The sequence below is a fragment of the Rhizobium phaseoli genome (assembly GCF_010668805.1).
Lineage (GTDB): Bacteria > Pseudomonadota > Alphaproteobacteria > Rhizobiales > Rhizobiaceae > Rhizobium > Rhizobium phaseoli_A.
In genome coordinates, this window is the sequence record NZ_WUFT01000005.1 from 262017 (window position 1) to 287870 (window position 25854).

Consider the following 25854-nt stretch of genomic DNA (forward strand, 5'->3'; position numbering starts at 1 on the left):
GGCGCGTCTGACTAGACGCACGGGCTCTAATGGCGCCCGCGCGGCGGTCTCGTTCCGGGCTTCTTGCGGACCTGGCCCCTGTCGCGGCGGCCCGCCTTGTGGAAGGAGCGTACCGCCGTCGGCATTTCGCGCCCTTCGCTGACCATTTCGAAACGCAGCGCGCCGGCGAGCGGGATCGCTTCGGCAAGCTTCACCGTGATGCTGTCGCCAAGCCGATAGCCGAGCTCCGTCCGTTCACCCGAGAGCGCCTGATGCGCCTCGTCATAGATGAAATAATCGGTTCCAAGCGTCGATATGGGGACGAAACCGTCGGCGCCATAGTCCGGCAGAACGACAAAAAGCCCCGATTTCGTCACACCCGATACCCGTCCGGCAAATTCCTCGCCGACGCGGCCGCTGAGATGGTGGGCGATCAGCCGGTCGACCGTCTCACGCTCGGCTGCCATGGCGCGGCGCTCGAAGGTCGAGATTTCGGCGGCGATATCGTCGAGCGCCGCCTCTTCCTCGGGCGTGATGCCGCCTTCACCGAAGCCCAGCGAGCCGACGAGGGCGCGATGCACGATGAGATCGGCGTAACGGCGGATCGGTGAGGTGAAATGCGCGTATTTCATCAGGTTGAGGCCGAAGTGGCCGATATTCTCCGGGCCGTAGATCGCCTGGCTCTGCGAACGCAGCACCATCTCGCTGACCATGGTCTGGTGGGGCGTGCCGTCGGCCTTCGCCAGGATGCCGTTGAAGTTGTTGGCGCGCATGTTGCCACCCTTGGCAAGCGAGATGCCGAGCGTGGCCAGGAACTCGCGCAGGATTTCCTGCTTGGCAAGCGTCGGGCCGTCATGGATGCGGTAGATCAGCGGCTGGCGTGCCTTTTCCAGCGTCTCGGCGGCGCAGACGTTTGCCTGGATCATCATCTCTTCGATCAGCTTGTGCGCGTCGAGGCGCGGCGGCACGACGACCCGGTCGACCGTGCCGTCGGGCTTCAGCAGGATCCTGCGCTCCGGCATGTCGAGTTCCAGCGGCTGGCGCCGGTCGCGCCCGCGCTTCATCACCTCATAGGCGTGCCAGAGCGGCTTCAGGATCGGCTCGAGCATCGGTCCGGTCTGATCGTCCGGCTTGCCGTCGATCGCCGCCTGCGCCTGCTGGTAGGACAGCTTGGCCGCGCTCTTCATCATGATGCGATAGAAGGTGTGGCCGATTTTGCGTCCTTCTCCGGAAAAGCTCATGCGCACGGCAAGCGCCGGGCGATCGACGCCTTCCTTCAGCGAGCAGAGATCGTTGGAGATGCGCTCCGGCAGCATCGGCACGACGCGATCCGGGAAATAGACAGAGTTGCCGCGTTTCAGCGCCTCGCGGTCGAGCGCCGACTTGGAGCGGACATACCAGGAGACATCGGCAATCGCCACGGTGACGACGACGCCGCCGGGATTGTCGGGCGAGGGGTCGAGTTCGGCATAGACGGCGTCGTCATGGTCCTTGGCGTCGGCCGGGTCGATGGTGATCAGCGGCACGTCGCGCCAATCCTCGCGATGCGACATCGTGGCGGGTTTTGCGGCGTTCGCCTCGTCAACGACGGCGGGCGGGAACACGTGCGGGATGCCATGCGCATGAATGGCGATCATCGAGATCGCCTTTTCCGAGCCGACGGAGCCGACGACGGAAAGCACCTTGGCGCGCGGCAGGCCGAGACGGCCGAGGCGGGCGATTTCGACTTCGACCAGGTCGCCGTCCGTGGCGCCGCCGGTGAAGTCTGGATCGATCACCATCTCCTCGCCACGCCGCTCGATCGGCAGCAGCCGACCGCCGCCGCCAGGCGCCGTGCGGAAAACGCCCATCGAGGCGCCGCGACGCTTGTCGATCACTTTGATGATCCGCGCCGTATAGGCCGGCCCGCCGCGATCGACGGCCGGGAAGATCTTCGCCAGGATGCGGTCGCCGAGGCCGGCGACAGGCGCCTTGCCCTTGCCCTGGCGGCCTGCGGGCGATTGCTGGCGGATGGCGACGGCAGGTGCGACACCCTGATCCTCAGGCCATTCCGCCGGACGGCCGATCAGATCGCCATCCTTGTCACGCGTGGTGATATCGAGAACGGTGACCGGCGGCAACGCACCCGGACGGATCAGCGACTTGCGGTTCTTCTGCAGCATGCCTTCCTGCTCGAGCTCCTGCAGCAGGTGCTTGAGATCGACGCGGTTGTCGCCTTTCAGGCCGAAAGCCTTGGCGAGCTCGCGTTTGGAGGCCTTTTGCGGATGATCGGCGATGAAGCGCAGGATCACCTCGCGCGAGGGCAGCGCGCCGTGGACGATGTTCAGCGGCTCGACGGCGGGAGCATCCTTGCCGGCACGGCCGAGCTTGCCCGGGCGCTTGCCCGCAGGGTTCGTTCTGTCGCGCGGTGTCCTGCTCACGTCAGCTCTTTTTCGATTTCGCGGGCGCTTTCGCCTTCGTTGTCTTCGGCTTGGCCGCCGTCTTGGTGGCCTTGGCTTCGGCTGCCGCCGCCTTCGGCTTGGCTTTCGCCTTGGTGGTTTTGCCAGCAGGCGCCTTGCCGGCCTTCTCGGCGATCAGCACGAGCGCCTCCTCGACGGTGATCGCCTGCGGATCCTTGCCCTTCGGCAGGGTGGCGTTGACCTTGCCCCAGTTGACGTAAGGGCCGTATTTGCCGTCACGAACGGTGATCGCGCCGCCGTCGGGATGATCGCCGAGTGTCTTCAGCGCCGCCGGCGTGCCACGCGAACCGCGGCCCGGTGGCTGGTTCGCCTTTTCGGCAATGACAGTCACGGCGCGGTTGAGGCCGACCGAGAACACGTCCTCGATGGTTTCCAGATTGGCATAGGAGCCGTCATGCAGCAGGAACGGCCCATAGCGGCCGATGCCTGACGAGATCATCTTGCCGGATTCCGGATGTTTGCCGATGTCGCGCGGCAGCGAAATCAAAGCCATCGCCTTTTCATAGTCGATGTCTTCGGGCTTCCAGCCCTTCGGCAACGAGGCGCGCTTGGCTTCCTTGCCGTCGCCGCGCTGGATATAGGGGCCGAAGCGGCCGGAACGCAGCGTCAGTTCCTCGCCGGTCGTCGGATCGGTGCCGAGGTTCTTCGGCTCGTTCAATCCGGCACCATCCGCTTCCCCGCCGTTTTCGGAGGAGAGCTGGCGGGTGTAATTGCATTCCGGATAGTTCGAGCAGCCGACGAAGGCGCCGTATTTGCCGAGCTTCAGCGACAGGTTGCCGGTGCCGCAGACCTGACAGATCCTCGGATCGCTGCCGTCCTCCCGCTTCGGGAAGACCAGGGGTGCCAGCGACTCGTTCAGCGAATCCAGCACATTGGTGACGCGCAATTCCTTGGTGTCTTCGATCTGCGCGAAGAAATCCTTCCAGAAATCGCGCAGCACCTGCTTCCAGTTCAGCTCGCCGGCGGAAATCCGGTCGAGCTTTTCCTCAAGGTCGGCGGTGAAGTCGTATTCGACATATTTGGTGAAGAAGCTTTCAAGGAAAGCCGTCACCAGCCGGCCCTTGGCCTGCGGGATCAGCTTGCGCTTGTCGATCGTCACATAGTCGCGGTCGCGCAGTGTCGCCAGCGTCGCCGCATAGGTGGACGGGCGGCCGATGCCGAGTTCTTCCATCTTCTTGATCAGCGAGGCTTCCGAATAGCGCGGCGGCGGCTCGGTGAAATGCTGTGTCGAATTGATCTTCTGCTTGGCGAGCGTCTCGCGCGCATTGATCTCCGGCAGGCGGCCATCCTCGTCGCCGTCGTCACTCTGCTCGCCGTCTTCCTTCTGGTCGGTATAGGCGGCGATGAAGCCATCGAAGCGGATGACCGAGCCGACAGCGCGAAGGCCGGCTTTCTCGCCCTTGTTGTCGGCAGTGATTTCAGCCGTCGTGCGTTCGATCTCGGCCGAGGCCATCTGGCTGGCGATGCCGCGCTTCCAGATCAGGTCGTAGAGCCGGATCTGGTCGGCATCGAGGAATTGTCGCACGCGGTCGGGCGAGCGGTAGAAATCGGTCGGACGGATCGCCTCGTGCGCCTCCTGGGCGTTCTTGGCCTTGGTGGAATAGAAGCGCGGCTTCTCAGGCATGTAGCGCTCGCCGAACTGGTCGACGATGGCGCTGCGCGCCGCATCGATCGCCTCCGGTGCCATCTGCACGCCGTCGGTTCGCATATAGGTGATCAGACCGACCGTCTCGCCGCCGATATCGACGCCCTCATAAAGCTTCTGGGCGATCTGCATGGTGCGCGAGGCGGAGAAGCCGAGATTGGAGGAGGCAGCCTGCTGCAGCGTTGAGGTCGTAAACGGCGGTCCCGGGTTGCGCTTGACCGGCTTGGCCTCGACCGTGTCGACGACATAGCTCGCACCGTCGAGCAACGCCTTCAGCCGGCCCGCATCTTCGCCGTTGCCGATCGCGCGCGGCTGCAGCCGTTTGCCGTTTGCCGAAACCAGCCTTGCCTCGAAATCATCGCCGCGCGGCGTCTTCAAAAGCGCCGAGATGTTCCAGTATTCTTCCGAAATGAAGCGCTCGATCTCGGATTCGCGGTCGCAGACCAGGCGAAGCGACACAGACTGGACTCGGCCGGCGGAACGCGCGCCGGGCAGCTTGCGCCACAGGACCGGCGAAAGATTGAAGCCGACGAGATAGTCGAGTGCGCGGCGCGCGAGATAGGCATCGACCAGCGGCACGTCGATGTCGCGCGGATCGGCCATCGCGTCGAGAACCGCCTTCTTGGTGATGGCGTTGAAGACGACGCGCTTGACCGGCTTTCCGTTCAGCACGCGCTTCTTGTTCAGCATGTCGAGAACGTGCCAGGAAATCGCTTCGCCTTCGCGATCCGGGTCGGTCGCGAGAAAAAGGCCGTCGGAGGATTTCACCGCGTCGGCGATGTCCTTCATCCGCTTGGCCGAGGCGGCATCGACCTCCCACAGCATTTCGAAATCCTGATCGGGGAGGACCGAGCCATCCTTGGCAGGCAGATCGCGCACATGGCCGAAGGAGGCGAGCACTTTGTATCCCGGACCCAGATACTTGTTGATCGTCTTGGCCTTGGCAGGCGATTCCACCACTACAACATTCATGATGATTCTCTAAAAAGGAAACGACGCCAGCATTTAAGCCAGCGCAACACACACCGCAACATGGATGCCCGGCCCTCCGACATGGACAGGGAAATCGCTGCGGTCAAGGGGTTTGCTACAATTTTAGCTCTTGCATCCGTTGCAGCCCACGGAGGATTGCCAGGAAAATACAATTTCAGATAGGTTGTCGATCGTTTTCGGCATGGTTTCGCCATTCTCAACGCCGCGCTCGGATACCGCGCGAAACTCAATCGGTAAGCGAGACGAGACCGCCCTGATGCCGATGCAGCCTGCCTGAGATGTCGAGTTCCAGAAGGATGAGATAGACCGCGGATGCCGACAGGCCGGTATGGCGGATGACGTCGTCGATCTCGACCGGGGTTGGTCCGAGCGCTTCGATGATGCGGGCCCGGTCTGAATCGCCGGGCGGCATCGTCATCGCCTTGCCGTCAGCTGCCGGCTGCTCGGCCATCGATGACGGGAACAACTCGAATTGCGTAAGCGGCGCCAAAGCCTCGACCACATCGGCAGGTGTGGTGACGATCGAAGCCCCGTCCTTCAGCAGGCCGTTGGTGCCGTGGCAGCGCGGATCGAGCGGTGAGCCGGGCACGGCAAACACCAGGCGGCCGAACTCGCCGGCAAGCCGTGCGGTGATCAGCGAGCCTGAGCGCGTTGCCGCTTCGACGACCACCAGGCCGAGCGCGATGCCGGCGATCAATCGGTTTCGGCGCGGGAAATCGCGGGCGCGCGGTTCCCAGCCGAACGGCATTTCGCTGACCGCCAGACCGTTGCCACCGGTTATCTCCTCGAGCAGGCCGATATTCTCCGGCGGGTAGGGCTGGTCGAGACCGCCGGCAAGCGCTGCGATCGTGCCTGTGTCGAGGCTTGCCCGATGCGCTGCCGTGTCGATGCCGCGCGCCAGGCCGGACACCACGGTATAACCGGCTCGGCCGCAGTCGCGCGCCACCATCGCCGCGAATTTCGCGCCGGCGATCGAGGCGTTGCGGGAGCCGACGATGCCGACGGCTGGTGGTTTGGCGGCGGCAAGAGCGCCCTTGACGGCAAGCAGCGGTGGCGCGCCGTCGATCTGCTTCAGCGCCTGCGGATAGTCCGGTTCGCCGATGCCGACGAAGCGCGCGCCGAAACGACGAGCGGCCTCCAATTCCCGATGTGCCTCAGCCTCGCTGGCAATGCGGATCGCGCGCGTGGCGCCACCGCGCGCCGAAAGCTCCGGCAGTGCCGCAAGCGCTGCTTCGGCCGAACCGAAATGATTGATCAGGTCGCGAAAGGTCGCCGGACCGATATTGTCGGAACGGATGAGGCGCAGCCAGGCGATGCGTTGCCGTTCGCTGAGCACAGTGCCTTTTGGTCCCGCGCTCAGCGCATCCATTATCCCTTTGCCCCGATCTTGCTTTCCGTGCCGTCCATCAGGCGGGAAATATTCGCCCTGTGCTTCCAGTAGGAAATCAGCGTCATGATCGCCATGACGGCGGCAACCTTTTCGCTTCCGAATATCCACAACGCAACCGGAACGACAAGCATGGCAACCAGCGCCGATAGCGACGAGTAGCGGCTGGTGAAGGCGACCGCCAGCCAGACGGCGGCGAAGAGCACCACCATGATCGGCGCGACGCCGAGCAGGGTGCCGATATAGGTGGCGACACCCTTGCCGCCCTTGAAGCCGATCCACACCGGGAAGAGATGGCCGATGAAGGCGAAAAAGCCGGCGATGATCGCCGCCTCTTGACCGAAGAAATAACCGACGATCCAGGCCGCGGCCGATGCCTTCAGCGCATCGAGCAGCAGCGTTGCCGCCGCGAGCTTGCGATTTCCGGTCCTCAGCACATTGGTCGCGCCGATATTGCCGGAGCCGATGCTGCGCACGTCGCCGAGGCCGGCCGCGCGCGTCAGGATCAGGCCGAAAGGAATGGAGCCGAAGAGATAGCCGATGACGACGGCGGCAAGCGCGACCGGCAGGGTGATCTGCCATGACATGAGATTGGATAACATATGCCGCCTCAGCCCCTCCGTGGCGTATCAGTCCAGCCTTTTCTAGAGTGCGTGGACAAGCTTTCCCGAGACATAGGTCGAGACGGCCCGCCCGCTGAAGCGCGCATCTTCGAACGGCGTATTCTTCGAGCGGGAGAGAAGCATGTCTTTGGCGACAAGCCAAGGCTCATCGAGATCGATCAGCGCGATATCGGCCGCAGCACCCGGCTTCAGCGTGCCGGCGGCGAGACCGAAAATCTGCGCGGGGCGGGTGGACATGGCGTCGATCAGGCGCATCAGACTCACCTGACCGCCATGGTGAAGCCTGAGCGCCGCCGCCAGCATGGTTTCAAGGCCGATCGCGCCGTCTTCAGCTTCGCCGAAGGGCAGGCGCTTTGTATCGACGTCCTGCGGGTCGTGCGAGGAGACGATGATGTCGATCGCGCCGCTTGCCAGCGCCTCGACCATGGCGACCCGGTCGTCTTCAGGGCGCAGCGGCGGATAGAGCTTGAAGAAGCTGCGGTATTCGCCGATGTCGTTTTCGTTGAGCGCCAGATTGTTGATCGAGATGCCGGAGGTCACCTTGGCGCCACGGCTGCGGGCGCGTTCGATCGCCTCGACCGAGGCCGGCACCGAGATCATCGCGGCGTGATAATGCCCACGCGTCAGTTCTGCGATCCTGAGATCGCGTTCGAGCGGGATGAGTTCGGCTTCCCTTGGAATGCCGGAGAGCCCAAGCCAGCTGGCGAAAAGCCCTTCATGCATGACGCCGTTAGCGCCGAGATATTTGTCGCGGGTTTCGCAGCAGATGACGGCGCCGAATTCACGCGCATAGGTCATGATCCGGCGCAGCACCTGCGTGTCGTGGACGCTGGAATGGGCATCGGTGAAGGCGACGGCGCCTGCCTGCATCAACAGGCCGATCTCCGTCATCTCCGCGCCGGCAAGGCCCTTGGTGATAGCGGCTGCCGGATAGACGTTGACGGCGGCCGTATCCCGCGCCGTCTTCTTGACGAATTCGACCAGTGCAATGTCGTCGATGACAGGATCGGTGTCCGGCATCATGATGATCGAGGTGACGCCGCCGGCTGCCGCCGCCCGGCTTGCCGAGGCGATCGTCTCGCGATGTTCGCCGCCGGGTTCGCCGATATGGACGCGCGCATCGACGAGGCCGGGTGTCGCGACAAGGCCGGTGCAATCGCGGATGACGGCGCCGTCGGGCGCGCCCTGGTTCTGCGCCGCGGAACCGGCAGCCGTGATCACCCCGTTTTCGGCGATGATCGTGCCGACTTCGTCGAGATTGCGCGACGGATCGATGATGCGGACGTTTTTGAGGACGATCGGGTTGCTCATGCCATCATTCCATCGCTTCGGGGACCCTGGTTCTGCGAGACGAGCAGCGTCTCCATCACCGCCATGCGCACAGCGACCCCCATTTCCACCTGTTCGGCGATCACGCTCTGCGGGCCGTCCGCCACCTCGGAGGCGATCTCGACGCCGCGGTTCATCGGGCCGGGATGCATGACCAGCGCATCCCCCTTCGCCGCCTTCAGCGTTTCGGCGTCGAGCCCGTAGAAGTGATAGTATTCGCGCACCGAAGGCACGAAGGCGCCGGACATGCGTTCGCGTTGCAGCCGCAGCATCATCACCACGTCGGCGTCCTTCAGCCCTTCCTTCATCGAATGGAAGACCTCGACGCCCATCTCGGCGATGCCGGCGGGCAGCAGGGTCGCGGGCGCGACGACGCGCACGCGGGCGCCCATCGCATTGAGCAGCAGGATATTGGAGCGCGCCACCCGCGAATGCAGCACGTCGCCGCAGATCGCCACGATGATGCGCGAGAGCTTGCCCTTGGCGCGGCGGATCGTCAGCGCGTCGAGCAGCGCCTGGGTCGGATGTTCGTGCTGGCCGTCGCCGGCATTGACGACCGAGCAGGAGACCTTCTGGGCAAGAAGCGCGGCAGCACCGGCACTCGAATGGCGGATGACCAGCACGTCGGGGCGCATCGCATTCAGCGTCATCGCCGTGTCGATCAGCGTTTCGCCCTTCTTCACCGAGGAATTGCCGACCGACATATTCATGACGTCGGCGCCGAGCCGCTTGCCGGCAAGCTCGAAGGAGGCCTGCGTGCGGGTCGATGCCTCGAAGAACAGGTTGATCTGCGTCAGCCCGCGCAGCGTCGACGTCTTCTTCTCTCGCTGGCGGCTGATCTTGACGGCCTCGTCGGCCTTGTCGAGCAGATAGGTGATATCCTGCTCGGTGAGGCCCTTGATGCCGATGAGGTGGCGGTGGGGGAAAAAGACCATGACCCTGCCTCTTGCTGTCTCTGGCGGGTCTATAAAGAGTGCTGCCCGCCGGGGCAAGCATGCGCTGTGGGCAAAGGCTTATGTCCCCATGCATTTTCGCCAGAATTCCGATAGAGCAGAATAAACCGAATCATAACTTCCGGTTTCCCTTTGCCGGGCTCTTACACTAGAAGCGAATTATGACCTCCGCCAACCGGACTGAAGAAAAACTCGCAGAACTCAATCAGCCGAGCCTGTGGTCCGGCATCAACGCCTATCGGTCCGATCCGCTGATCGTCGATCTGACGGCGGCCCTTCCGCGCGGCATCCGCGAGGATCTGGAAAACATGGGCCGCTACGTCACTTCGCCGGAGGCGCAGGAGCTGGCGCGCATGGCAAACCAGGGCGCGCCGCAGCTGCGTACCCACGGTCCGCGCGGCGAGCGCCTCGACGTCGTCGAGTTCCATCCCGCCTGGCATGCGTTGATGCGCCGCTCCATGTCGGTCGGCCTGCATTCCTCGGTCTGGGATCCGCAGGCCGATACCGACGCCAAGGATGAGGCCCACAAGGTTCGCGCCGCCCGCTTCTATCTGTCGTCGCAGCTGGAATCCGGCCATCTCTGCCCGCTGACGATGACCAGCGCCTCGGTCGCCGCGCTCTCGGCCTCGCCGGCGATACAGAAGGATTGGGCCCCCAAAATCCTCTCGCGCAAATATGATTCGTCGAACAAGCCCGCCATGCAGAAGTCCGCAGTGACCATCGGCATGGGCATGACGGAAAAGCAGGGCGGCACGGATGTGCGCGCCAACCGCAGCGCTGCCGAAAAGGTCAGCGAGGGCATCTACCGGCTGTCCGGCCACAAATGGTTCATGTCGGCTCCGATGAGCGATGCTTTCATCATGCTGGCGCAGACGAAGGAGGGCATGGGTTGCTTCCTGGTGCCGCGCCTGCTGGAAGACGGTTCGGCCAACGGCCTGCAGTTCCAGCGGCTGAAGGACAAGGTCGGCAACCGCTCCAATGCCTCTGCCGAAGTGGAGTTCACCGATACGTTCGGTTTCCTGCTCGGCGGCCCGGATGCCGGCATCCGCACCATTCTCGACATGGTGACGCTGACGCGGCTTGATTGCGCGCTGGCCTCGTCCGGCATGATGCGCGCCTCGCTTGCCGAGGCCGTGCATCACACCCGCGGCCGCAGCGTCTTCGGCAAGATGCTCGTCAACCAGCCGATCATGACGCGCGTGCTGGCCGATATGGCGCTCGATGTCGCCGCCGCCACCGCATTGTCCTTCCGTCTCGCCGACGCCTTCGACAAGGCGCGCGGCAATGCCGAGCAAGCGGCCTATGCCCGAGTCATGACGCCTGTCGCTAAATACTGGTGCTGCAAGATCGCCCCGGCGCTGATCTATGAGGCGATGGAATGCATCGGCGGCAACGGCTATATCGAAGAACGCCCGATCGCCCGCCATTACCGCGAGGCTCCGGTCAACGCCATCTGGGAGGGTTCCGGCAACGTCATGGCGCTCGACGTGCTGCGTGTGCTCAACCGTGGCAAGGATCTGTTCGAAACGGTCTTCGCCGGCCTTGCCCGCGATCTCGGCCCGGCCGGCAAGAAGACGATCGACGTGTTGCGCGCCGCTATCGCGCTCTGTGAACAGGATGAGGGCGCCGCGCGTCTGCTCGTCGAGCAGCTGGCGCTCGCTGCCGGTGCCGCCGAACTCTATCGGCTCGGGGCAGGGCGCATTGCCGATGCCTTCATCGAGACGCGTCTTGCCGGCGGCTGGCGCTCCACCTACGGCATGCTCGATTCCCGCTTCGACGCCAGCTACATCGTCGACCTGCTCTATCCGCCGGCGGCCTGACCGCAGAGAGAGCAGTCCATCTTGGGGTTCAAGCGAGTCTGAGACCGAGATGCTCGGCCATCGGATCGAAATCCCGATCATCGTGTAAAAGCGAATGGCCTTCCTGAATGCAGAATGTGCCGATGATCATGTCGATGGTCTTGCGCATCGTGATGCCGCGTTCCCGTAACAGACGGTAGTTGCGAGCTGCCCTAACGGCAAGCCTGTCTCCAAGCATCGGGCGGATCGTGAATTGGCGCAAGCTCGCTTCGATGGTGGCTGCATGGCCTTCGTTGCGCGCGCCCTGGAGCACCTCCAAAAGGATAAGGTCACCAACGAGAATCTCCAGCGGGTCCTCGATGTTCTGCAGACGCCGTCTGGCGGCGCTTTCTATCCCGCGCAAATGCGCAATCCAGACCGAACTGTCGACGACGATCACTGGTTATCGTCCGGCCGATCGCGACGCATCTCGTCCAGGTCGCCTTCCCAGCCGATTCCCGAGAGATCTGCGATCGCATTTTTCCGGTGGTGTCTGTCGACAAGGCTTCGCAGAGCCTGTTCGATGGTGGCTTTTTTCGTGGCCAACCCGGTGGCGGTCATCGCGGCGTCGAGCAATGCGTCATCGATATCTATATTCGTCCGCATTTTCACCTCGTGTGTATAATTCTGTTAAAAGATACACATCCGCGTTACGAGGTTCAAGTTCAATGCTGATGCCGTCGCCACAAACAAAAATCCGGCCGCGCCGCCGCAGCCGGATTTTTCATTTACGTCCGAAAATCAGCGTTCAAAAGAAGCCACGGCGCTGCCACCAGCCGGCTTTCTTCGGCTTGCCGTCGTCAGCTTCGCCATTCTCGACGCGGGTGGATTTCACCGTCGGTTCGGAGGAGGTGATATTGGATTCGCGGTTGGCGCGAACCGGCTTTGCCTCTTCCTTGAGCTCTTCCTGAACGGGTGTTCCGAGATCGGCGGAGGCTTCAACCAACTCCGGTTCGGCCACGGCCGCAGGCGCCGTCTCTACCACCGGTTCCTCGACCGGCGCTGCTGCCGGTTTGCGGCGGCCGCGGCTGCGGGCGGGCTTTACATCCTCGGCTATCACAGGTGCGCTTTCGACAGCTGCCATCGCGGCCTGGCCTTCGCCGGCATCGGCAACTGCTTCGACAGTTTCGGCGACGACTTCTCTCGGAGCGCTGTCGTTCGAAACGTCGTCGCCTTCGTCCTCGTCGCCGCCATTGTCCTCACCAGCTTCGCCGGCCGTCAGTTCGGAGCCATCCTCGGCCCGATTGCGGCGACCGCCGCGCTTGCCGCGACGGCGCCGCTTGCGGCGCTGCGATTCCTCGCTTTCAGCCAGCGTCTCGGGCGTGGATTCGGTGTTTTCATCACCTTCGCCGCCTTCAACGCCCTCGTCGTCACCGTCCTCATCTTCGTCGCCGGCTTCGCCAGCGGCAGACGTTGGATGCTCGGCATTGCCATTGCGGCCGCGCCGACGCCGGCGGCGCTTGCGCTTGCGATTGCCGTCAGCGTCGCCTTCCGAGCGTGCCGCGACAGGTCGCTCGGCAGCGGCCGGCTTTTCCTCGAGTTCCTCGTCTTCGTCCTCATCCGCTTCGATAACGATGTCGTCGTCGTCATCCTCAGGAATGGCTGCGAAGTTGAAGAGCGTCTCGATCTTGACCGGGTTCTCTACGGCCTCGCCGCGATCAATCGCGAAATGCTGGGCGCCGACCGAGCCGTCCGCATCGATGACGATAGCGACGCCGAAACGGTTTTCGTAATCGATGATCGTCTGGCGCTTGTGGTTGAGCAGGTAGAGCGCAATGTCAGGCGTGGTGCGCACGCTGATGTTGTGCGTGGTATTCTTCAGCAGATATTCCTCGATACCGCGCAGGACATGCAGGGCAACGGAGGACTGCGAACGCACATGGCCGCTGCCGCCGCAATGCGAGCAGACCTGCGTGGTCGATTCGAGAACCGATGCGCGGATGCGCTGGCGCGACATTTCGAGCAGGCCGAAATGCGAGATCCGTCCGACCTGGATGCGGGCGCGGTCGTTCTTCAGGCATTCCTTCAGCTTCTTCTCGACAGCGCGGTTGTTGCGCTTTTCTTCCATGTCGATGAAGTCGATGACGATCAGGCCGGCAAGGTCGCGCAGGCGAAGTTGGCGGGCGACTTCGTCGGCAGCCTCGAGGTTCGTCTGCAGCGCGGTGTCTTCGATCGAGTGTTCGCGGGTCGAGCGGCCCGAGTTGACGTCGATCGAGACCAGCGCTTCGGTCTGGTTCATGATCAGGTAGCCGCCGGACTTCAGCGTCACCTGCGGCTGCAGCATGCGATCGAGCTGCGCCTCGATGCCCGAGCGCGAGAAGATCGGATGGATGTCGCGATAGGGCTGAACCACCTTGGCATGGCTCGGCATCAGCATCTTCATGAAGTCTTTCGCTTCACGATAGCCTTCTTCGCCGGAGACGATGACTTCGCTGATATCCTTGTTGTAAAGGTCGCGGATCGAGCGCTTGATCAGCGAGCCTTCCTCGTAGACGAGGCAGGGTGCGGTGGAAGCCAGCGTCAGTGTGCGGACGTTTTCCCAGAGGCGCATCAGATATTCGAAGTCGCGCTTGACTTCGACCTTGGTGCGGTTGGCGCCGGCGGTGCGCAGGATGACGCCCATGCCCTGCGGCACTTCGAGCATGCGCGCGATTTCCTTCAGGCGCTTGCGGTCGGCAGGGTTGGTGATCTTGCGGGAAATGCCGCCACCGCGCGCCGTGTTCGGCATCAGCACGGAATAGCGGCCGGCGAGCGACAGGTAGGTGGTCAGCGCTGCACCCTTGTTGCCGCGCTCTTCCTTGGCGACCTGGACGAGCAGAATCTGGCGGCGCTTGATGACTTCCTGGATGCGGTACTGCTTGCGCGGCTTGCGCTGCACCCGTTCCGGCACTTCTTCCATCGCGTCTTCGGCGCCGACGGATTCGATGATTTCCTCTTCGCCATGATCGTCATCGTCGTCGTCATCATCGTGGCGACGCTTGCCGCTATCGACGTCCTCGGAGATCGAGTCGGTTTCCACCATGGCGGCCATCGCGCCGCCGGTCGAACCGTCATCCTCGTTATCGACGCTCGAAGCGCCTTCGGCTTCGACGTCTGTAGGAACGGCGTCCTCGGTCGCGGTTGTCTCAGGAGTCGGTTCGGTTACCTTCTTGCGACTGCGGCGCGGCCTGGCCTTCTTGGCCGGAGCTTCCTCGGCGGCCTCGGGCGATGCCGCGGCCTCCACCGCTGCCGGTTCTTCGGTTACGGCAGCCGTTTCCGGCGCCTCTGCCTGCACGATGCCGACATCCGGCTGGTCCTGGGTCGACAGATCGACCATCGGCGCGGTTTCGACATGCTCGACATCTTCGTCGCGGCGATGCTCCTCGGCTTCGGCCCGAAGCAGCGCCTGACGGTCGGCAAGCGGTATCTGATAATAGTCGGGATGGATTTCGGCGAAGGCCAGGAAGCCGTGCCGGTTGCCGCCGTAATCGACGAAGGCGGCTTGCAGCGAGGGCTCGACCCTCGTTACCTTTGCAAGATAGATGTTGCCGCGGATCTGCTTCTTGTGCTGAGACTCGAAGTCAAATTCTTCTATGCGGTTCCCGCGAACGACAACGACGCGCGTCTCTTCCTCGTGAGACGCATCGATAAGCATTTTGTCTGCCATGTAAGCTGTGCTCCTCGGCGTGGCCGCGAGAGCGCATTCCCGACTGCTGTTGAAACAGAAAGAATGCGGTCCGCAGTGGCCGCGCCGGATAATGAAAGTCGCGCCTGATGCGAGGGGGAGGGCAGCAGCCAGACCGCAGCCGGAACCATTTCGGTCCGGGGCCTGTACACTTCAGATAAAACCTGCTGCGAAACCATCAACAACCAAGCGTGATCGACAAATACGAAGACCCATTCGGGTCCGATGAGTTTGCTCCCTGAGAGCGTGGTGGCTGATCCACCAATGAATTCCGACAATGAGCCGGAAAATCAGGATCCAGTTCTAAGGATGAAGCGCATGAGACGGCGGACGATGACCGGTGTGGCGCCAGGTCCTGATCTGGCTGGCAGCCTCTGCGGCGACTCTATCCCGTCAACACTTTACCCTAAAATTCGTTGTAGGTTTTCCGTGTCACAATAGCAAGGGAAAAGCCAAATGTGCCATAATATTGATGGATTTCGTAACGCATAGAAGTTGGGGATAAAGTGATCGCGATTCGGTGGGCCGCAATGGGTGTTTCGTCCAGCGACGTTCGGCGCGGCCGCGTCGGCTCCATCGCAGCAGAGATAGGGTGTGGCGGTTTATTGTTTAAGAGGGCTCGGATCGCGGCGAAATCCCCAGCGCGGCGATCGACATTCGCAAGGTTGGTTCTGACGGCGCTTCTCGCGGTTGGTTTCCTGCCGGCCGTTATTGGCTCCGTCGAGGCGGGGGATCCGCTGCTTGCCTATGGCGCGCGTATCGTCGGCGACGATGCAAGAACTCGCATCGTCATCGATTTCGATCGCGAACCGCGCTTCTCCGTCCACTATATCGCCAATCCGGAACGCATCGTCATCGACTTGCCGGCGACCGCCTTCGGCTTTCCGGACAAGGACCTCGCCGCCCGCGGTCTGTTCAAGGATATCCGTTACGGCAAGATGGATGAGGAAAGCGCCCGCATCGTCCTGACGACGGCAGGGCCGGTGAAGCTGGCGCTTGCCAAGGTGCAGGCCGACGAGACCGGCAAGGGTCATCGGCTCGTGTTCGATGCCGAGATGATCGACAAGCAGGCCTTCGCCGAACTGGTCAAGAGCCAATCCTGGAGCGATCGCGCCTCGAACGATGGGAGCGAAGCGGCGCAGACGACCAGCGCCATTCCGGCACCTGAGAAAGCCGCCCCCGGCGATTTCGTCATCGCCGTCGACGCCGGCCATGGGGGCATCGATACCGGCGCGATCGGCGTCGACACCAAGACCGAGGAAAAGCAGGTGACGCTTGCCTTCGCCAAGGCCTTGACCGACCGGCTGAACAAGGAGCCGGGCATCAAGGCTTTCCTGACGCGCGAGGACGACGAATTCCTGTCGCTGTCGCAGCGTGTGCTGATCGCCCGCCAGAACCATGCCGGGCTGTTCATTTCGCTGCATGCCGACACGCTGAAGCAGAAGGATATCCGCGGCGCCACCGTCTATACGATCTCCGACAAGGCATCCGACAAACTCGCCGCCGACCTTGCCGAACGTGAAAACCTCTCCGACCAGATCGCCGGCAAGGAAACGGTCGCCGAGCCGCCCGAGGTTGCCGATATCCTGCTCGATCTGACCCGGCGTGAAACTCAGGCCTTCTCGATCTCGCTGGCCGAAAGCGTGCTGAATTCTTTCAAGGATCAGGTCGGCACCATCAACAATCCGCACCGTCATGCCGGTTTCCGCGTGCTGCAGGCCCCTGACGTGCCGTCGATCCTTCTCGAACTCGGCTTCCTCTCGAATGCCGAGGACGAGAAACGGTTGCTCGACGACAGCTGGCGCGGCAAGATCGTCGGGCTTTTGACCGAGGCGGTGAAGCGATACCGCGCCGGCGTGATGGCGAACGGCGGCTGACGCTTTTTGCCCGAAATTCAGTCGCGGTTGCGGGACGGCCGCACCTATGAAAACAAAGACTTAAACTGCGTTGCATGCATCGGATTCTGAGCAGGATGGCTCAGATTGGCCGCGGGTATGGGCGTTGCTTGGATGTGACAGTCTTAACGAAACGCGCCCGCAGCGGTGAATGCGGCGGCGGGAGCCCTATTTTCCTCACAATCGCGCCGTTACTCCGGCTTATGTTTCGCAGCCTGAGGCGCGGAATCGGCTTGTGGCGGTAACGCTCATGGAGTAAGCCGCGCAACGTGCAAATTGCCTTGATCCATACAATCGTTGCGTCTGCGCCGATTGACGATCGAAGAGACCGGTAGCTGAAAATATGGTTAGACTTTTTGGATATTTCTTCGGAATGGCCTGCGTCCTGTTTCTGGTCGCGGCGGCGGGTGTTGCCATCTATCTCGCCAACGTCGCGAAGGATCTCCCGGACTATGCCGTTCTGAACAGCTATGCGCCGCCGGTGACCACCCGCGTCCACGCCGGCAACGGCGCTCTGATGGCCGAATACGCCAAGGAAAAGCGTCTCTTCCTGCCGATCCAGGCCATCCCCGACCGCGTGAAGGCCGCTTTCCTGTCGGCCGAAGACAAGAATTTCTACAATCATCCGGGCGTCGATCTGACCGGTCTCGGCCGCGCGATCCTCGTCAACCTGCAGAATTTCGGTTCCGGCCGCCGCCCGGTCGGTGCTTCCACCATCACCCAGCAGGTGGCCAAGAACTTCCTTTTGAGCTCTGACCAGACGATCGACCGCAAGATCAAGGAAGCGATCCTGTCCTTCCGTATCGAGCAGGCGTACAGCAAGGACAAGATCCTCGAGCTCTACCTGAACGAGATCTTCTTCGGTCTGAATTCCTACGGCATCGCCGGCGCCGCGCTGACCTATTTCAACAAATCCGTCACCGAACTGACCGTTGCCGAAGCCGCCTATCTGGCATCCCTGCCGAAGGGGCCGGCCAATTATCATCCTTTCCGCCATCCCGAGGCAGCGCTCGAACGCCGCAACTGGGTGATCGACCGCATGGTCGAGAACGGCTATGTCAGCAAGAGCGACGGCGAGGAAGCCAAGAAGCAGCCGCTCGGCGTCACCGCCCGCACGACCGGCCCCTCGCTCTTTGCTTCGGACTATTTTGCCGAAGCCGTGCGCCGCCAGCTGATCGACCAATATGGCGAGAAGGTTCTCTATGAGGGCGGCCTTTCGGTGCGCACCTCGCTCGATCCGCAGCTGCAGCTTTCGGCCCGCAAGGCGCTGCAGGATGGTCTGGTGACCTATGACGAGCGTCGCGGTTTCCACGGCCCGATCAAGCAGATCGATGCAAGCGGTGACTGGGGCAAGGCGCTTGCCGATATTCCTTCCCTCTCCGACGTGCCGGAATGGCGGCTCGCCGTCGTGCTTGCCGTCTCCGACAGCAACGTCGATATCGGCCTGCAGCCGGCCAAGGATGGAAGCGGCAAGGTTTCAGCCGACCGTCAGCGCGGCACCATTGAAGCCAAGAACATGCAGTGGGCCTTCCGTTCGGCCGACGGCGCCCGCAAGACCGCGAAATCGCCGGTCGGCGCCGTAGCCCCCGGTGACGTCGTCTATGTCGCAAAGCTCGGCGACGACGCGTCGACCTCCTACCGCCTGCAGCAGCCGCCGAAGGTGCAGGGTGGCTTGGTCGCCATGGATCCGAAGACCGGCCGCGTGCTCGCCATGGTCGGCGGCTTCTCCTACTCCCAGTCCGAATTCAACCGCGCCACCCAGGCGATGCGCCAGCCGGGTTCCTCGTTCAAGCCCTTCGTCTACGCGGCGGCAATGGACAACGGCTATACCCCGGCTTCGGTCATCATGGATGCGCCGATCGAAATCGTCTCCGGCGGCCAGGTCTGGAAGCCGGAAAACTACGGCGGCGAAGTCGGTGGCCCGTCGACGCTGCGTTCGGGCATCGAGCATTCGCGCAACCTGATGACGGTGCGCCTCGCCAATGATCTCGGCATGAACATCGTCGCCGAATATGCCGAGCGCTTCGGCATTTACGATCACATGCTGCCGGTTCTCTCCATGTCGCTCGGCGCCGGCGACACGACGGTGCTGCGCATGGTCTCCGCCTATTCGGTCATCGCCAATGGCGGCAAGCAGATCAAGCCGACCTTGATCGACCGCATCCAGGACCGCTACGGCAAGACGATCTTCAAGCATGAGGAGCGTTTGTGCGAGGGCTGCAATGCCGGCAACTGGCAGAACCAGGAAGAGCCGAATGTCGTCGACAACCGCGAAACCGTTCTTGACCCGATGACCGCCTACCAGATCACCTCGATGATGCAGGGCGTCATCCAGCGCGGCACGGCCGCCGGCAAGGTCGATCTCGGCGGCCGTGACGTCGCCGGCAAGACCGGCACCACCAATGACGAGAAGGATGCCTGGTTCGTCGGCTTCACGCCGGATCTGGTCGCCGGTCTCTATATGGGCTTCGATACGCCGGCCCCGCTCGGCCGCGGCGGCACCGGCGGCGTTCTCTCCGCCCCGATCTTCAACGAATTCATGCAAGCTGCCGTCAAGGATGCGCCGGAATCGAAATTCGTCATCCCGCCGGGCATGAACCTGATTTCGATCGACCGCAAGACCGGCATGGCCGCCGTCGACGGCGATCCGAACACCATCATCGAGGCCTTCAAGCCCGGCACCGGCCCGGCCGACAGCTTCTCCGTCATCGGCATGGACAGCACCATGGCGCCGGAAGAGATCCTGAAGACCTCGCCACAGGCGAACCAGGCTGTCCAGACCGGCACGCCCGGCCTGTTCTGACCGCCGTCCTGATTTTTGAACGCCCGCGCGGCCTTTACATCCGCGGCGGGCGTCTCTATGTCCACCAGCACCGGAAGAACCCAGACAGAGAAGCAGGAAAATGCGAGCCGAAATCGAAAACGTGGTCGATGAAACCAAGCAGGCTATCACCCTGCTGAGGAGGCATCTTTGACTGGGATCAGGCGATAAGACGGCTGGACTGGTTGAACAACAAGGCAGAGGATCCGAACCTCTGGAACGACGCTTCCGAAGCCCAGAAGCTGATGCGCGAGCGCCAGCAGCTGGATGACGGCATCAATGGCGTCAAGCAGCTGGAACAGCAGCTGAACGACAATATCGAGCTGATCGAGCTTGGCGAGGAAGAGGGCGACCAGAGTGTCGTCAAGGAAGCCGAAGACACGCTGAAGGCTTTGAAGGCCGAGGCCGCCCGCCGCCAGGTGGAGGCCATGCTGTCCGGCGAAGCCGATAGCAACGACACCTATCTCGAAGTCCATTCCGGCGCCGGCGGCACCGAAAGCCAGGACTGGGCGAACATGCTGTTGCGCATGTACACCCGCTGGGCCGAACGCCAGCGTTTCAAGGTCGAGCTTCTCGAAGTCCACGACGGCGAAGAGGCGGGCATCAAATCCGCGACCCTGCTCGTCAAGGGCCACAATGCCTATGGCTGGCTGAAGACGGAATCGGGCGTGCACCGGCTAGTGCGCATCTCGCCCTACGACAGCAATGCGCGTCGCCACACCTCCTTCTCGTCGATCTGGGTCTATCCCGTCGTCGACGACTCGATCCAGATCGAGATCAATGAAGGCGACTGCCGCATCGATACCTATCGTTCGTCGGGCGCTGGCGGCCAGCACGTCAACACCACGGACTCGGCCGTGCGCATCACGCATATCCCGACCGGCATCGTCGTGCAGTGCCAGCAGGAGCGTTCGCAGCACAAGAACCGGGCCAAGGCCTGGGACATGCTGCGCGCCCGCATGTACGAAGCGGAACTGAAAAAGCGCGAGGACGCCGCCAGCGCCGAAGCCGCCTCCAAGACGGATATCGGCTGGGGCCACCAGATCCGCTCCTACGTTCTGCAGCCCTACCAGCTGGTCAAGGATATGCGCACCGGCGTTGCCAGCAGCGCGCCGGACGACGTGCTCGACGGCGATCTGAACGAGTTCATGGAAGCGGCCCTGGCCCACCGCATCAGCGGCGCCGCTGACGCGGTCGTCGACGATGTGGATTGAGCACCGCGCTCTATCGCTTTGAGCCGGTATATGCACGTGGAAAGCCCCGCTCCGGGGCTTTTTTCGTACTCAGGCCCTGGCGCCGATGGCGGTATCTCGAAACAGTGCTGCCGATAGATCGGCAATCTCATCATGAATGGCCGCGCGCTCGATGCCCGGCGGATCGGTAAAGAGCTCTGCCGCAAAGGCGAGGCCGAGTGCGGTGCCCTCCGGCACGAAGACGTAATGCCCAAGGCCGCCAGCGAAGATCTTAAGAGCGCTGCGCGAGAGCCGCGCTTGCAGCCATGCCGAACATTCCTCTGCCGGCGCCGCCCTGTCGGCGTCGCCGACCAGGATCAGGGCGCGCGCATCGACAGCTTTCAGGCTTTCCGCGCTGAAACCGAGAACGGACCGACCCGGCGCGCACAGCAGTGCGGCCTTGATTCGGTCATCCCGGTAGGATTTCGACATGCGCGACCATGAATCTCGAAACACTTCGCTGGTGGAAAGCAAGGTCGGGATATGGTCGGCAAGGTCGGGAAATTCTCTCGGTCCGCGCGCGCCGTCCTGCGTCATCCTGGATGGTTCGAACTGCGAAAACTGGGCGACGGCGCCAAGAAGCAGCATCACACTATAGGCTCCGGCCGAAAATCCGGCCGCGAAGACGCGGGTCGTATCGATATGGCCGGAGAGATCGCTGAGCCAGCCGTCGCGGTGATCGAGCATGTAGCTGAGATCAGGCGCCCGCTCCCAAAGACAGGCAAAGCCTTCGGCGCGATAGGGCTCATTGCCGGTATTGCCGTGGTGGTTGACGCCAAGCGCGGCATATCCTCGGGCGACCAGCCGTCGCGCCAGCCACTCCAGTCCAGCCGCGGATCCGCCGGTGCCATGCGACAACAGGACGAGGGGATAGGGCCGGGCATCCGGCCGGACGGGTGCGTCGCGGGCGACCTTCGCCTTCTGGAACCAACTTCTTTCCGTTGTGTCGCTCTCCCGCGCCTCATCGGCAGCGGGATACCACAGCGACCAGCTGATGGGTCTGGGGCCGTCTGCGTCCCAATTGGACCTATTCTCATCGTAAAGCACGCCGTCGCGGAAGCCCAGTTTCATCTGTCGGGTGCCTCTATGAACAGATCCCAGCTGTTCAATTCGTCGCCTTCTCCACGGTGATGTCGCCGAATTCGTCAATCAGCACGGTCCAGCCATCCGGCTCCGCAGAGGGATCGGTCTTCAGATAGATCGTGGCGAACAGCCCAGGCTCCTTGATGATGCCGTTCGAATTCTCGGGGCGTATATCGGTAATATAAGGCTTCAGGTCGCTAATCTCCTGCAGCTCGACGGTAGAAGCGATCGCCGGGCCGGTCTCGGTCTGGGCAACCTGCTGAAGATAGACCTTCGAGGTCCTGTCCGCCTGCCGGACGGCAAAGAGCTTATAGTAGCCGTGGCGTTGCGTGGCCTTTCCCTCGGGGTTGGCAACGCTCTCGCCGCCTGTCGGCGCCCGCTCGACATCCGGTGCGTTGCCGTCATCCTGCCAATAGCCGGTGCTGGTCGCGAAAATCACCGATGCCGGCAGGATGGCATCCTGCGCCGGCAAGGCTGCGGCCGACCATCCGATGAGGAAAACGGTGGTCATCAAAAGGCGTCGCATTGCCATCGTCTCAATCCTTGAACTGCTCGGCAAGAATACGGTCGGACCAGGAGCGGTCGGGATCGGAAAGGATGCGCGCCGTCATATGCTCCGACTGGGCGATGCGGACATGCAGCACCGATTTGACCTCCGTATTGTCGGCCACGGCGTTCACCGGCCGCTTGACCGGCTCGAGGACGTCGATATCGACGGTCACCTTGTTGGGAAGCAGTGCGCCCCTCCAGCGCCGTGGCCTGAAAGCGCTGACAGGCGTCATGGCGAGCAGTGGCGCCTCGAGCGGCAGGATCGGGCCATGGGCGGAAAGATTATAGGCTGTCGACCCGGCGGGGGTCGCCACCATCAGCCCGTCGCAGATCAGCTCCTCCAGGCGGACGCGCCCATCCACCGCGACCCGTAGATTGGCGGCCTGATAGGATTGGCGGAACAGATAGACCTCGTTGATGGCGAGCGCCGTCGAATTGGTGCCGTCGGCGTTGGCCGTCGTCATCTGCAATGGCCGGAAGACGTTTTCGACGGCGACGCAGATGCGCTCCTGAAGTTGTTCGCTGCGATAGTCGTTCATCAGGAAACCGACCGAGCCGCGATTCATGCCGTAGACCAGCTTGCCGGAGTTCATCGTGCCGTGCAGCGTCTGCAGCATGAAACCGTCGCCGCCGAGCGCGACGATAACGTCGGCATCGTCGGCCGGCACGTCACCATAGATGCGAATCAACTCCTCGCGCGCCGCAAGCGCCTCCGTCGTGGGTGAGGCAAGAAAGGAAAGAGTCTGAAATGAACGGCCCATGCAATGCCCTTTGTGATGCTGTCCTAGCTAAAGGATAAAGGGCTGGTGCGACAAGGACGTTTTCTATCGCGAAGCGTTTTGAGCGGCAGTCCACATGTCCGTACAGACGCGAATTTTACTTTACAGAATCATAGAATCTGCTAGTTGGGCACCCATTGCCCTTGTAGCTCAGTTGGTAGAGCACCTGATTTGTAATCAGGGGGTCCCGGGTTCGAACCCTGGCGGGGGCACCAGCCTACGCTCTTCAAGCTTCGGCTCGGCGAGCCGAAGAAAGCAGATAAGCGGAGGCTGTCGCGCCGTAGTTTCGTAGGAACGAAGGCGGACTGGTTCAGAATGCTCCGGCACCATCCGCGCGATACCGCCTGCTAACTCATAGTCTAGGTTCGATGCTGCTTCGCTCAATCTCGCACCAGCAGATTTTTCCCGGTATCACCTATCCCTTGATGAACCTTGCCTGAAGGGCTGCTTCAGCGTCAATTCAGCCGCGCCAGCTTATCTTCGCCTCATCATCAATGAGGAAGAAGCAGCCATGAAGCTCGCACATCTCTTTTTCGCCGCAACCATGTCTGTCGGTGCTGCTTTGGCATCCGTCGCACCGGCCGCTGCCATGCCCGTCGACCGACCAGCCGTGTCGGTCCAGGGCGATATCGTTCAAATTCGTGATGGCTGGCGACATGATCGCAACCGTGACGAAAGTGACGACCGCGGTTGGCGGGATCAGCGTGACGACCGTGGCTGGCGCGATCAGCGCGATTGGCGCCGGTCCGACTGGCGCGGTGATGACTGGCGCTGGCGCCGGTGGCGTGCCGAGCGTTGGCAGGAGCGCCGCGAGTGGCGCCATCGTGATCGTGATATGCCGTTCTGGCTCTACCGCGGCTGACGCCAGCGCATCGTGTTACAGCGGCCTTTGCGCGCCCGAAATGATGCGCGACGCTAAAATGGCCCGGATCATTCGGGCCATTTTTCAATGCGTGACGGGCTCGTTGACGCTTGCCTCGAGCTTGTTGCCGGTCTGGCCGGCGCCGGAGGGCGACAGGATTGCGATGCTGAGCACGGAGGCGACCATGAAGGCGACGACGGCAATCATTATGCGCATAGGCGTTCAATCCTCGTTCAGTGGGGATTAACGCGCCATTGTCGTCCGCGTTCCTATCGGCCTATTGCACCGTCCCCGGCGTCGCCGGGCCGGGCGCCGTCGGCGATAGGGGGTCGGGCTGGTGGATCGGGTGCGATGTATCCACCCACATGATGCTGAGGATAATCACGACGAAGACCGCGATGAAGAGGATACCGAAAATCAGCGGTCGAATGGCCATGATGGGGATCGTTCCTTCTTGATTATGACTGGTCGTTACGATCGGTCATCGGCCGATCATAGTGGTCCAGGAGGTCTTTCCAAGGCAAAATTGAATTTCTCCGGCATCGGTCGAGCCTTGCGCGGGTATCGCCGGCATCCGGGTTTCCATCTGTCGCACCGGGTTAAACTGTGTCAGGGATGCCTGAAACAGTTGGGGACGGGCATCATGAAGCGGATGGTTACAGCATCGGTTATTGTCGCGGCACTCTTCTCATGGGCCGGAGCGTCCGAAAATGCAGGTCCTTTCGACAAACCGATAAAACGGGATGTCGTCGCGCTGCCGAAGGATGAACTCAATCCCGATGCGAAACCAAAGATCACCTGCAGCCGCTACCCCGCCTTCATGGTCAAGGAGGTCGATCTTGGTGAGGTCGGAGCCGAAAGGCTGGCGTTGCTTGCCTCCGATGCCCCTTGTGAGCGCGCCAGCGAGCGCGAGCGGATGATCGAGGATGATACCGCCGGCTACTTCATGGGCGTTCGCGGCGGTTTCGTGTTTTTCCGTGCGGCCGATGGGTGGAACGGCGGGTTGCCCTTCGTCGTCTATGATGCGGCGACGGGTGAGCGGCTGCTCGACGATTCTCTCGAGGGCGACGATTTTTCTGCGATAAGGAGTGGGAAGGGGGAACTGACCCTCGATTTCCGTCGCGTCTACACGGCCGCCTGTTCGCTCTATCTGGGGGGCACTGCCTGCGCCAAGGTGATCGCCGCCGACACGGGCCTGTCGCCGCAGCAACTGCCGGATTGCACCGCTGCCTATAAAGCGGAAATCAAACGCAGCCCCGACCATGCAGGCGAAATCGAGAAACTGCCGAGCGTAATCGTCTATCCCGTCGAACTGGCCTATGCTGCGGGCGATGCGGCCCGCAGGCCGATGGATGGACCGGCCGCCTGCCGGATACCGAGCTGACCCAGGCGAGCGGGTTGACGGGATACACCGTCACTTTCGAATCACTGGCGCACGAGCGATAGCGGCTTGCCGCCTTCGTCCTTCGATTTGTCGAAATTCCAGGCATAGGATTCGGCAAGCGCCGGCAGCAGTTTGCCGCAGGAATCCTGGCCGGACAGCGAATAACCGCCGATGGCTGTGCCGGTTTCCAGCGTCATCCGGCATCCCTCTTTGCCATCTTCCGGGGCAATGAGGGAAGTTCCGGCCTGTGCTTTGAGAATATCGGGATCGATATCCTGGCCGTATGCGAGACCGCAGACAAAAAGAGCAGCTGCCGCAGCCGCAAGCCGGGGGGAACGGATCATGCCAATTCCCCTTCGCCGCGGCCCGGCTACGGACC

20 protein-coding genes, 1 tRNA gene and 1 pseudogene are annotated in these 25854 nt (G+C 62.6%); 7 read left to right on the forward strand and 15 right to left on the reverse strand.

Going from position 1 to position 25854, the window contains the following annotated elements; all coding sequences use genetic code 11:
- Window positions 1-26: 26 nt before the first annotated feature.
- The 6 genes from rnr to GR197_RS10155 all read right to left on the reverse strand — a co-directional run bounded on the left by rnr (window position 27) and on the right by GR197_RS10155 (window position 9350).
- Window positions 27-2399: a ribonuclease R gene (rnr, locus tag GR197_RS10130; RefSeq protein ID WP_164009001.1), complete on the reverse strand. Its 2373-nt coding sequence runs from the start codon at window positions 2397-2399 to the stop codon at window positions 27-29.
- Between the two features lies 1 nt (window position 2400).
- On the reverse strand, window positions 2401-5055 hold the full coding sequence (topA, locus tag GR197_RS10135) for a type I DNA topoisomerase (RefSeq protein WP_164009003.1): 2655 nt from the start codon (window positions 5053-5055) through the stop codon (window positions 2401-2403).
- A 247-nt stretch (window positions 5056-5302) separates the two neighbouring features.
- Window positions 5303-6445 carry a DNA-processing protein DprA gene (dprA, locus tag GR197_RS10140; RefSeq protein WP_164009005.1) on the reverse strand — a complete coding sequence of 381 codons (1143 nt, stop codon included), beginning with the start codon at window positions 6443-6445 and terminating at the stop codon, window positions 5303-5305.
- Window positions 6445-7065 carry a glycerol-3-phosphate 1-O-acyltransferase PlsY gene (gene plsY, locus GR197_RS10145; protein ID WP_164009007.1) on the reverse strand — a complete coding sequence of 207 codons (621 nt, stop codon included), beginning with the start codon at window positions 7063-7065 and terminating at the stop codon, window positions 6445-6447. Before plsY ends, dprA begins: the two co-directional genes overlap by 1 nt.
- A 42-nt stretch (window positions 7066-7107) precedes the next feature.
- The gene (locus GR197_RS10150) at window positions 7108-8397 is read right to left on the reverse strand and encodes a dihydroorotase (RefSeq protein ID WP_164009009.1); all 1290 of its coding nucleotides are present in this window, start codon (window positions 8395-8397) and stop codon (window positions 7108-7110) included.
- Window positions 8394-9350 carry an aspartate carbamoyltransferase catalytic subunit gene (locus GR197_RS10155; protein ID WP_164009010.1) on the reverse strand — a complete coding sequence of 319 codons (957 nt, stop codon included), beginning with the start codon at window positions 9348-9350 and terminating at the stop codon, window positions 8394-8396. Before GR197_RS10155 ends, GR197_RS10150 begins: the two co-directional genes overlap by 4 nt.
- A gap of 179 nt (window positions 9351-9529) precedes the next feature.
- Here GR197_RS10155 and GR197_RS10160 point away from each other — a divergent pair, with 179 nt between their 5' ends.
- Window positions 9530-11188 carry an acyl-CoA dehydrogenase family protein gene (locus GR197_RS10160; protein WP_164009012.1) on the forward strand — a complete coding sequence of 553 codons (1659 nt, stop codon included), beginning with the start codon at window positions 9530-9532 and terminating at the stop codon, window positions 11186-11188.
- A 28-nt stretch (window positions 11189-11216) separates the two neighbouring features.
- Here GR197_RS10160 and vapC read toward each other — a convergent pair whose 3' ends face one another.
- From vapC to GR197_RS10175, 3 genes are all read right to left on the reverse strand, one after another.
- On the reverse strand, window positions 11217-11606 hold the full coding sequence (vapC, locus tag GR197_RS10165; RefSeq protein ID WP_164009014.1) for a type II toxin-antitoxin system VapC family toxin: 390 nt from the start codon (window positions 11604-11606) through the stop codon (window positions 11217-11219).
- Window positions 11603-11812: a type II toxin-antitoxin system VapB family antitoxin gene (locus GR197_RS10170; RefSeq protein ID WP_164009016.1), complete on the reverse strand. Its 210-nt coding sequence runs from the start codon at window positions 11810-11812 to the stop codon at window positions 11603-11605. The genes vapC and GR197_RS10170 overlap by 4 nt, the downstream gene beginning before the upstream one ends.
- A gap of 142 nt (window positions 11813-11954) precedes the next feature.
- Window positions 11955-14852: an Rne/Rng family ribonuclease gene (locus GR197_RS10175; protein ID WP_164009018.1), complete on the reverse strand. Its 2898-nt coding sequence runs from the start codon at window positions 14850-14852 to the stop codon at window positions 11955-11957.
- A 623-nt stretch (window positions 14853-15475) separates the two neighbouring features.
- On the opposite strand from GR197_RS10175, the gene GR197_RS10180 reads away from it, so the two are divergent.
- From GR197_RS10180 to prfB, 3 genes are all read left to right on the forward strand, one after another.
- Window positions 15476-16747, forward strand: coding sequence for an N-acetylmuramoyl-L-alanine amidase (locus GR197_RS10180; RefSeq protein ID WP_164009020.1), 1272 nt, complete (start codon window positions 15476-15478; stop codon window positions 16745-16747).
- A gap of 361 nt (window positions 16748-17108) precedes the next feature.
- Window positions 17109-19568, forward strand: coding sequence for a penicillin-binding protein 1A (locus GR197_RS10185; protein ID WP_164009022.1), 2460 nt, complete (start codon window positions 17109-17111; stop codon window positions 19566-19568).
- A gap of 100 nt (window positions 19569-19668) precedes the next feature.
- Window positions 19669-20800, forward strand: a protein-coding gene (gene prfB / locus GR197_RS10190) for a peptide chain release factor 2 (RefSeq protein WP_164009024.1) whose coding sequence is annotated in 2 segments (ribosomal slippage) — window positions 19669-19737 and window positions 19739-20800 — 1131 coding nt in all. Because the reading frame shifts where the segments join, the coding sequence is not laid out codon by codon here.
- 69 nt (window positions 20801-20869) lie between these two features.
- On the opposite strand, the gene GR197_RS10195 is transcribed toward prfB, so the two are convergent.
- Genes GR197_RS10195 through GR197_RS10205 form a run of 3 tightly spaced genes read right to left on the reverse strand, consistent with a single transcriptional unit; the run spans window position 20870 to window position 23211 of the window.
- On the reverse strand, window positions 20870-21889 hold the full coding sequence (locus GR197_RS10195) for an alpha/beta hydrolase family protein (protein WP_164009026.1): 1020 nt from the start codon (window positions 21887-21889) through the stop codon (window positions 20870-20872).
- Window positions 21890-21923: 34 nt separating this feature from the next.
- Window positions 21924-22433, reverse strand: coding sequence for a hypothetical protein (locus GR197_RS10200; protein WP_164009029.1), 510 nt, complete (start codon window positions 22431-22433; stop codon window positions 21924-21926).
- Window positions 22434-22437: 4 nt separating this feature from the next.
- Window positions 22438-23211 carry an NAD kinase gene (locus GR197_RS10205; protein WP_164009031.1) on the reverse strand — a complete coding sequence of 258 codons (774 nt, stop codon included), beginning with the start codon at window positions 23209-23211 and terminating at the stop codon, window positions 22438-22440.
- A 157-nt stretch (window positions 23212-23368) separates the two neighbouring features.
- On the opposite strand from GR197_RS10205, the gene GR197_RS10210 reads away from it, so the two are divergent.
- Both GR197_RS10210 and GR197_RS10215 read left to right on the forward strand, forming a co-directional pair.
- Window positions 23369-23444, forward strand: a tRNA-Thr gene (locus tag GR197_RS10210).
- A gap of 221 nt (window positions 23445-23665) precedes the next feature.
- Window positions 23666-24091, forward strand: a complete 426-nt coding sequence (locus GR197_RS10215) for a hypothetical protein (RefSeq protein WP_204330154.1) — start codon at window positions 23666-23668, stop codon at window positions 24089-24091.
- 84 nt (window positions 24092-24175) lie between these two features.
- Here GR197_RS10215 and GR197_RS32630 read toward each other — a convergent pair whose 3' ends face one another.
- Window positions 24176-24307, reverse strand: coding sequence for a hypothetical protein (locus GR197_RS32630; RefSeq protein ID WP_281409517.1), 132 nt, complete (start codon window positions 24305-24307; stop codon window positions 24176-24178).
- 61 nt (window positions 24308-24368) lie between these two features.
- Complete coding sequence (locus tag GR197_RS31940) at window positions 24369-24527, reverse strand: hypothetical protein (protein ID WP_204330136.1); 159 nt, start codon at window positions 24525-24527, stop codon at window positions 24369-24371.
- 207 nt (window positions 24528-24734) lie between these two features.
- Between GR197_RS31940 and GR197_RS10220 the strand changes: the two genes are divergently transcribed.
- Window positions 24735-25475: a hypothetical protein gene (locus tag GR197_RS10220; protein WP_164009035.1), complete on the forward strand. Its 741-nt coding sequence runs from the start codon at window positions 24735-24737 to the stop codon at window positions 25473-25475.
- Between the two features lie 89 nt (window positions 25476-25564).
- Here the strand turns inward: GR197_RS10220 and GR197_RS10225 are convergent.
- Window positions 25565-25819 (reverse strand): annotated as a pseudogene (locus GR197_RS10225) (metalloprotease); the annotation flags it as partial.
- Between the last annotated feature and the right edge of the window lie 35 nt (window positions 25820-25854).

What these genes read in the sequence shown, in the direction of transcription:
- topA (WP_164009003.1), bottom strand. Translation starts at nt 5,055, where the DNA reads ATGAATGTTGTAGTGGTGGAATCGCCTGCCAAGGCCAAGACGATCAAC.
- dprA (WP_164009005.1), bottom strand. Translation starts at nt 6,445, where the DNA reads ATGGATGCGCTGAGCGCGGGACCAAAAGGCACTGTGCTCAGCGAACGG.
- plsY (WP_164009007.1), bottom strand. Translation starts at nt 7,065, where the DNA reads ATGTTATCCAATCTCATGTCATGGCAGATCACCCTGCCGGTCGCGCTT.
- GR197_RS10150 (WP_164009009.1), bottom strand. Translation starts at nt 8,397, where the DNA reads ATGAGCAACCCGATCGTCCTCAAAAACGTCCGCATCATCGATCCGTCG.
- GR197_RS10155 (WP_164009010.1), bottom strand. Translation starts at nt 9,350, where the DNA reads ATGGTCTTTTTCCCCCACCGCCACCTCATCGGCATCAAGGGCCTCACC.
- GR197_RS10160 (WP_164009012.1), top strand. Translation starts at nt 9,530, where the DNA reads ATGACCTCCGCCAACCGGACTGAAGAAAAACTCGCAGAACTCAATCAG.
- GR197_RS10170 (WP_164009016.1), bottom strand. Translation starts at nt 11,812, where the DNA reads ATGCGGACGAATATAGATATCGATGACGCATTGCTCGACGCCGCGATG.
- GR197_RS10175 (WP_164009018.1), bottom strand. Translation starts at nt 14,852, where the DNA reads ATGGCAGACAAAATGCTTATCGATGCGTCTCACGAGGAAGAGACGCGC.
- GR197_RS10185 (WP_164009022.1), top strand. Translation starts at nt 17,109, where the DNA reads ATGGTTAGACTTTTTGGATATTTCTTCGGAATGGCCTGCGTCCTGTTT.
- GR197_RS10195 (WP_164009026.1), bottom strand. Translation starts at nt 21,889, where the DNA reads ATGAAACTGGGCTTCCGCGACGGCGTGCTTTACGATGAGAATAGGTCC.
- GR197_RS10200 (WP_164009029.1), bottom strand. Translation starts at nt 22,433, where the DNA reads ATGGCAATGCGACGCCTTTTGATGACCACCGTTTTCCTCATCGGATGG.
- GR197_RS10205 (WP_164009031.1), bottom strand. Translation starts at nt 23,211, where the DNA reads ATGGGCCGTTCATTTCAGACTCTTTCCTTTCTTGCCTCACCCACGACG.
- GR197_RS32630 (WP_281409517.1), bottom strand. Translation starts at nt 24,307, where the DNA reads ATGCGCATAATGATTGCCGTCGTCGCCTTCATGGTCGCCTCCGTGCTC.
- GR197_RS31940 (WP_204330136.1), bottom strand. Translation starts at nt 24,527, where the DNA reads ATGGCCATTCGACCGCTGATTTTCGGTATCCTCTTCATCGCGGTCTTC.
- GR197_RS10220 (WP_164009035.1), top strand. Translation starts at nt 24,735, where the DNA reads ATGAAGCGGATGGTTACAGCATCGGTTATTGTCGCGGCACTCTTCTCA.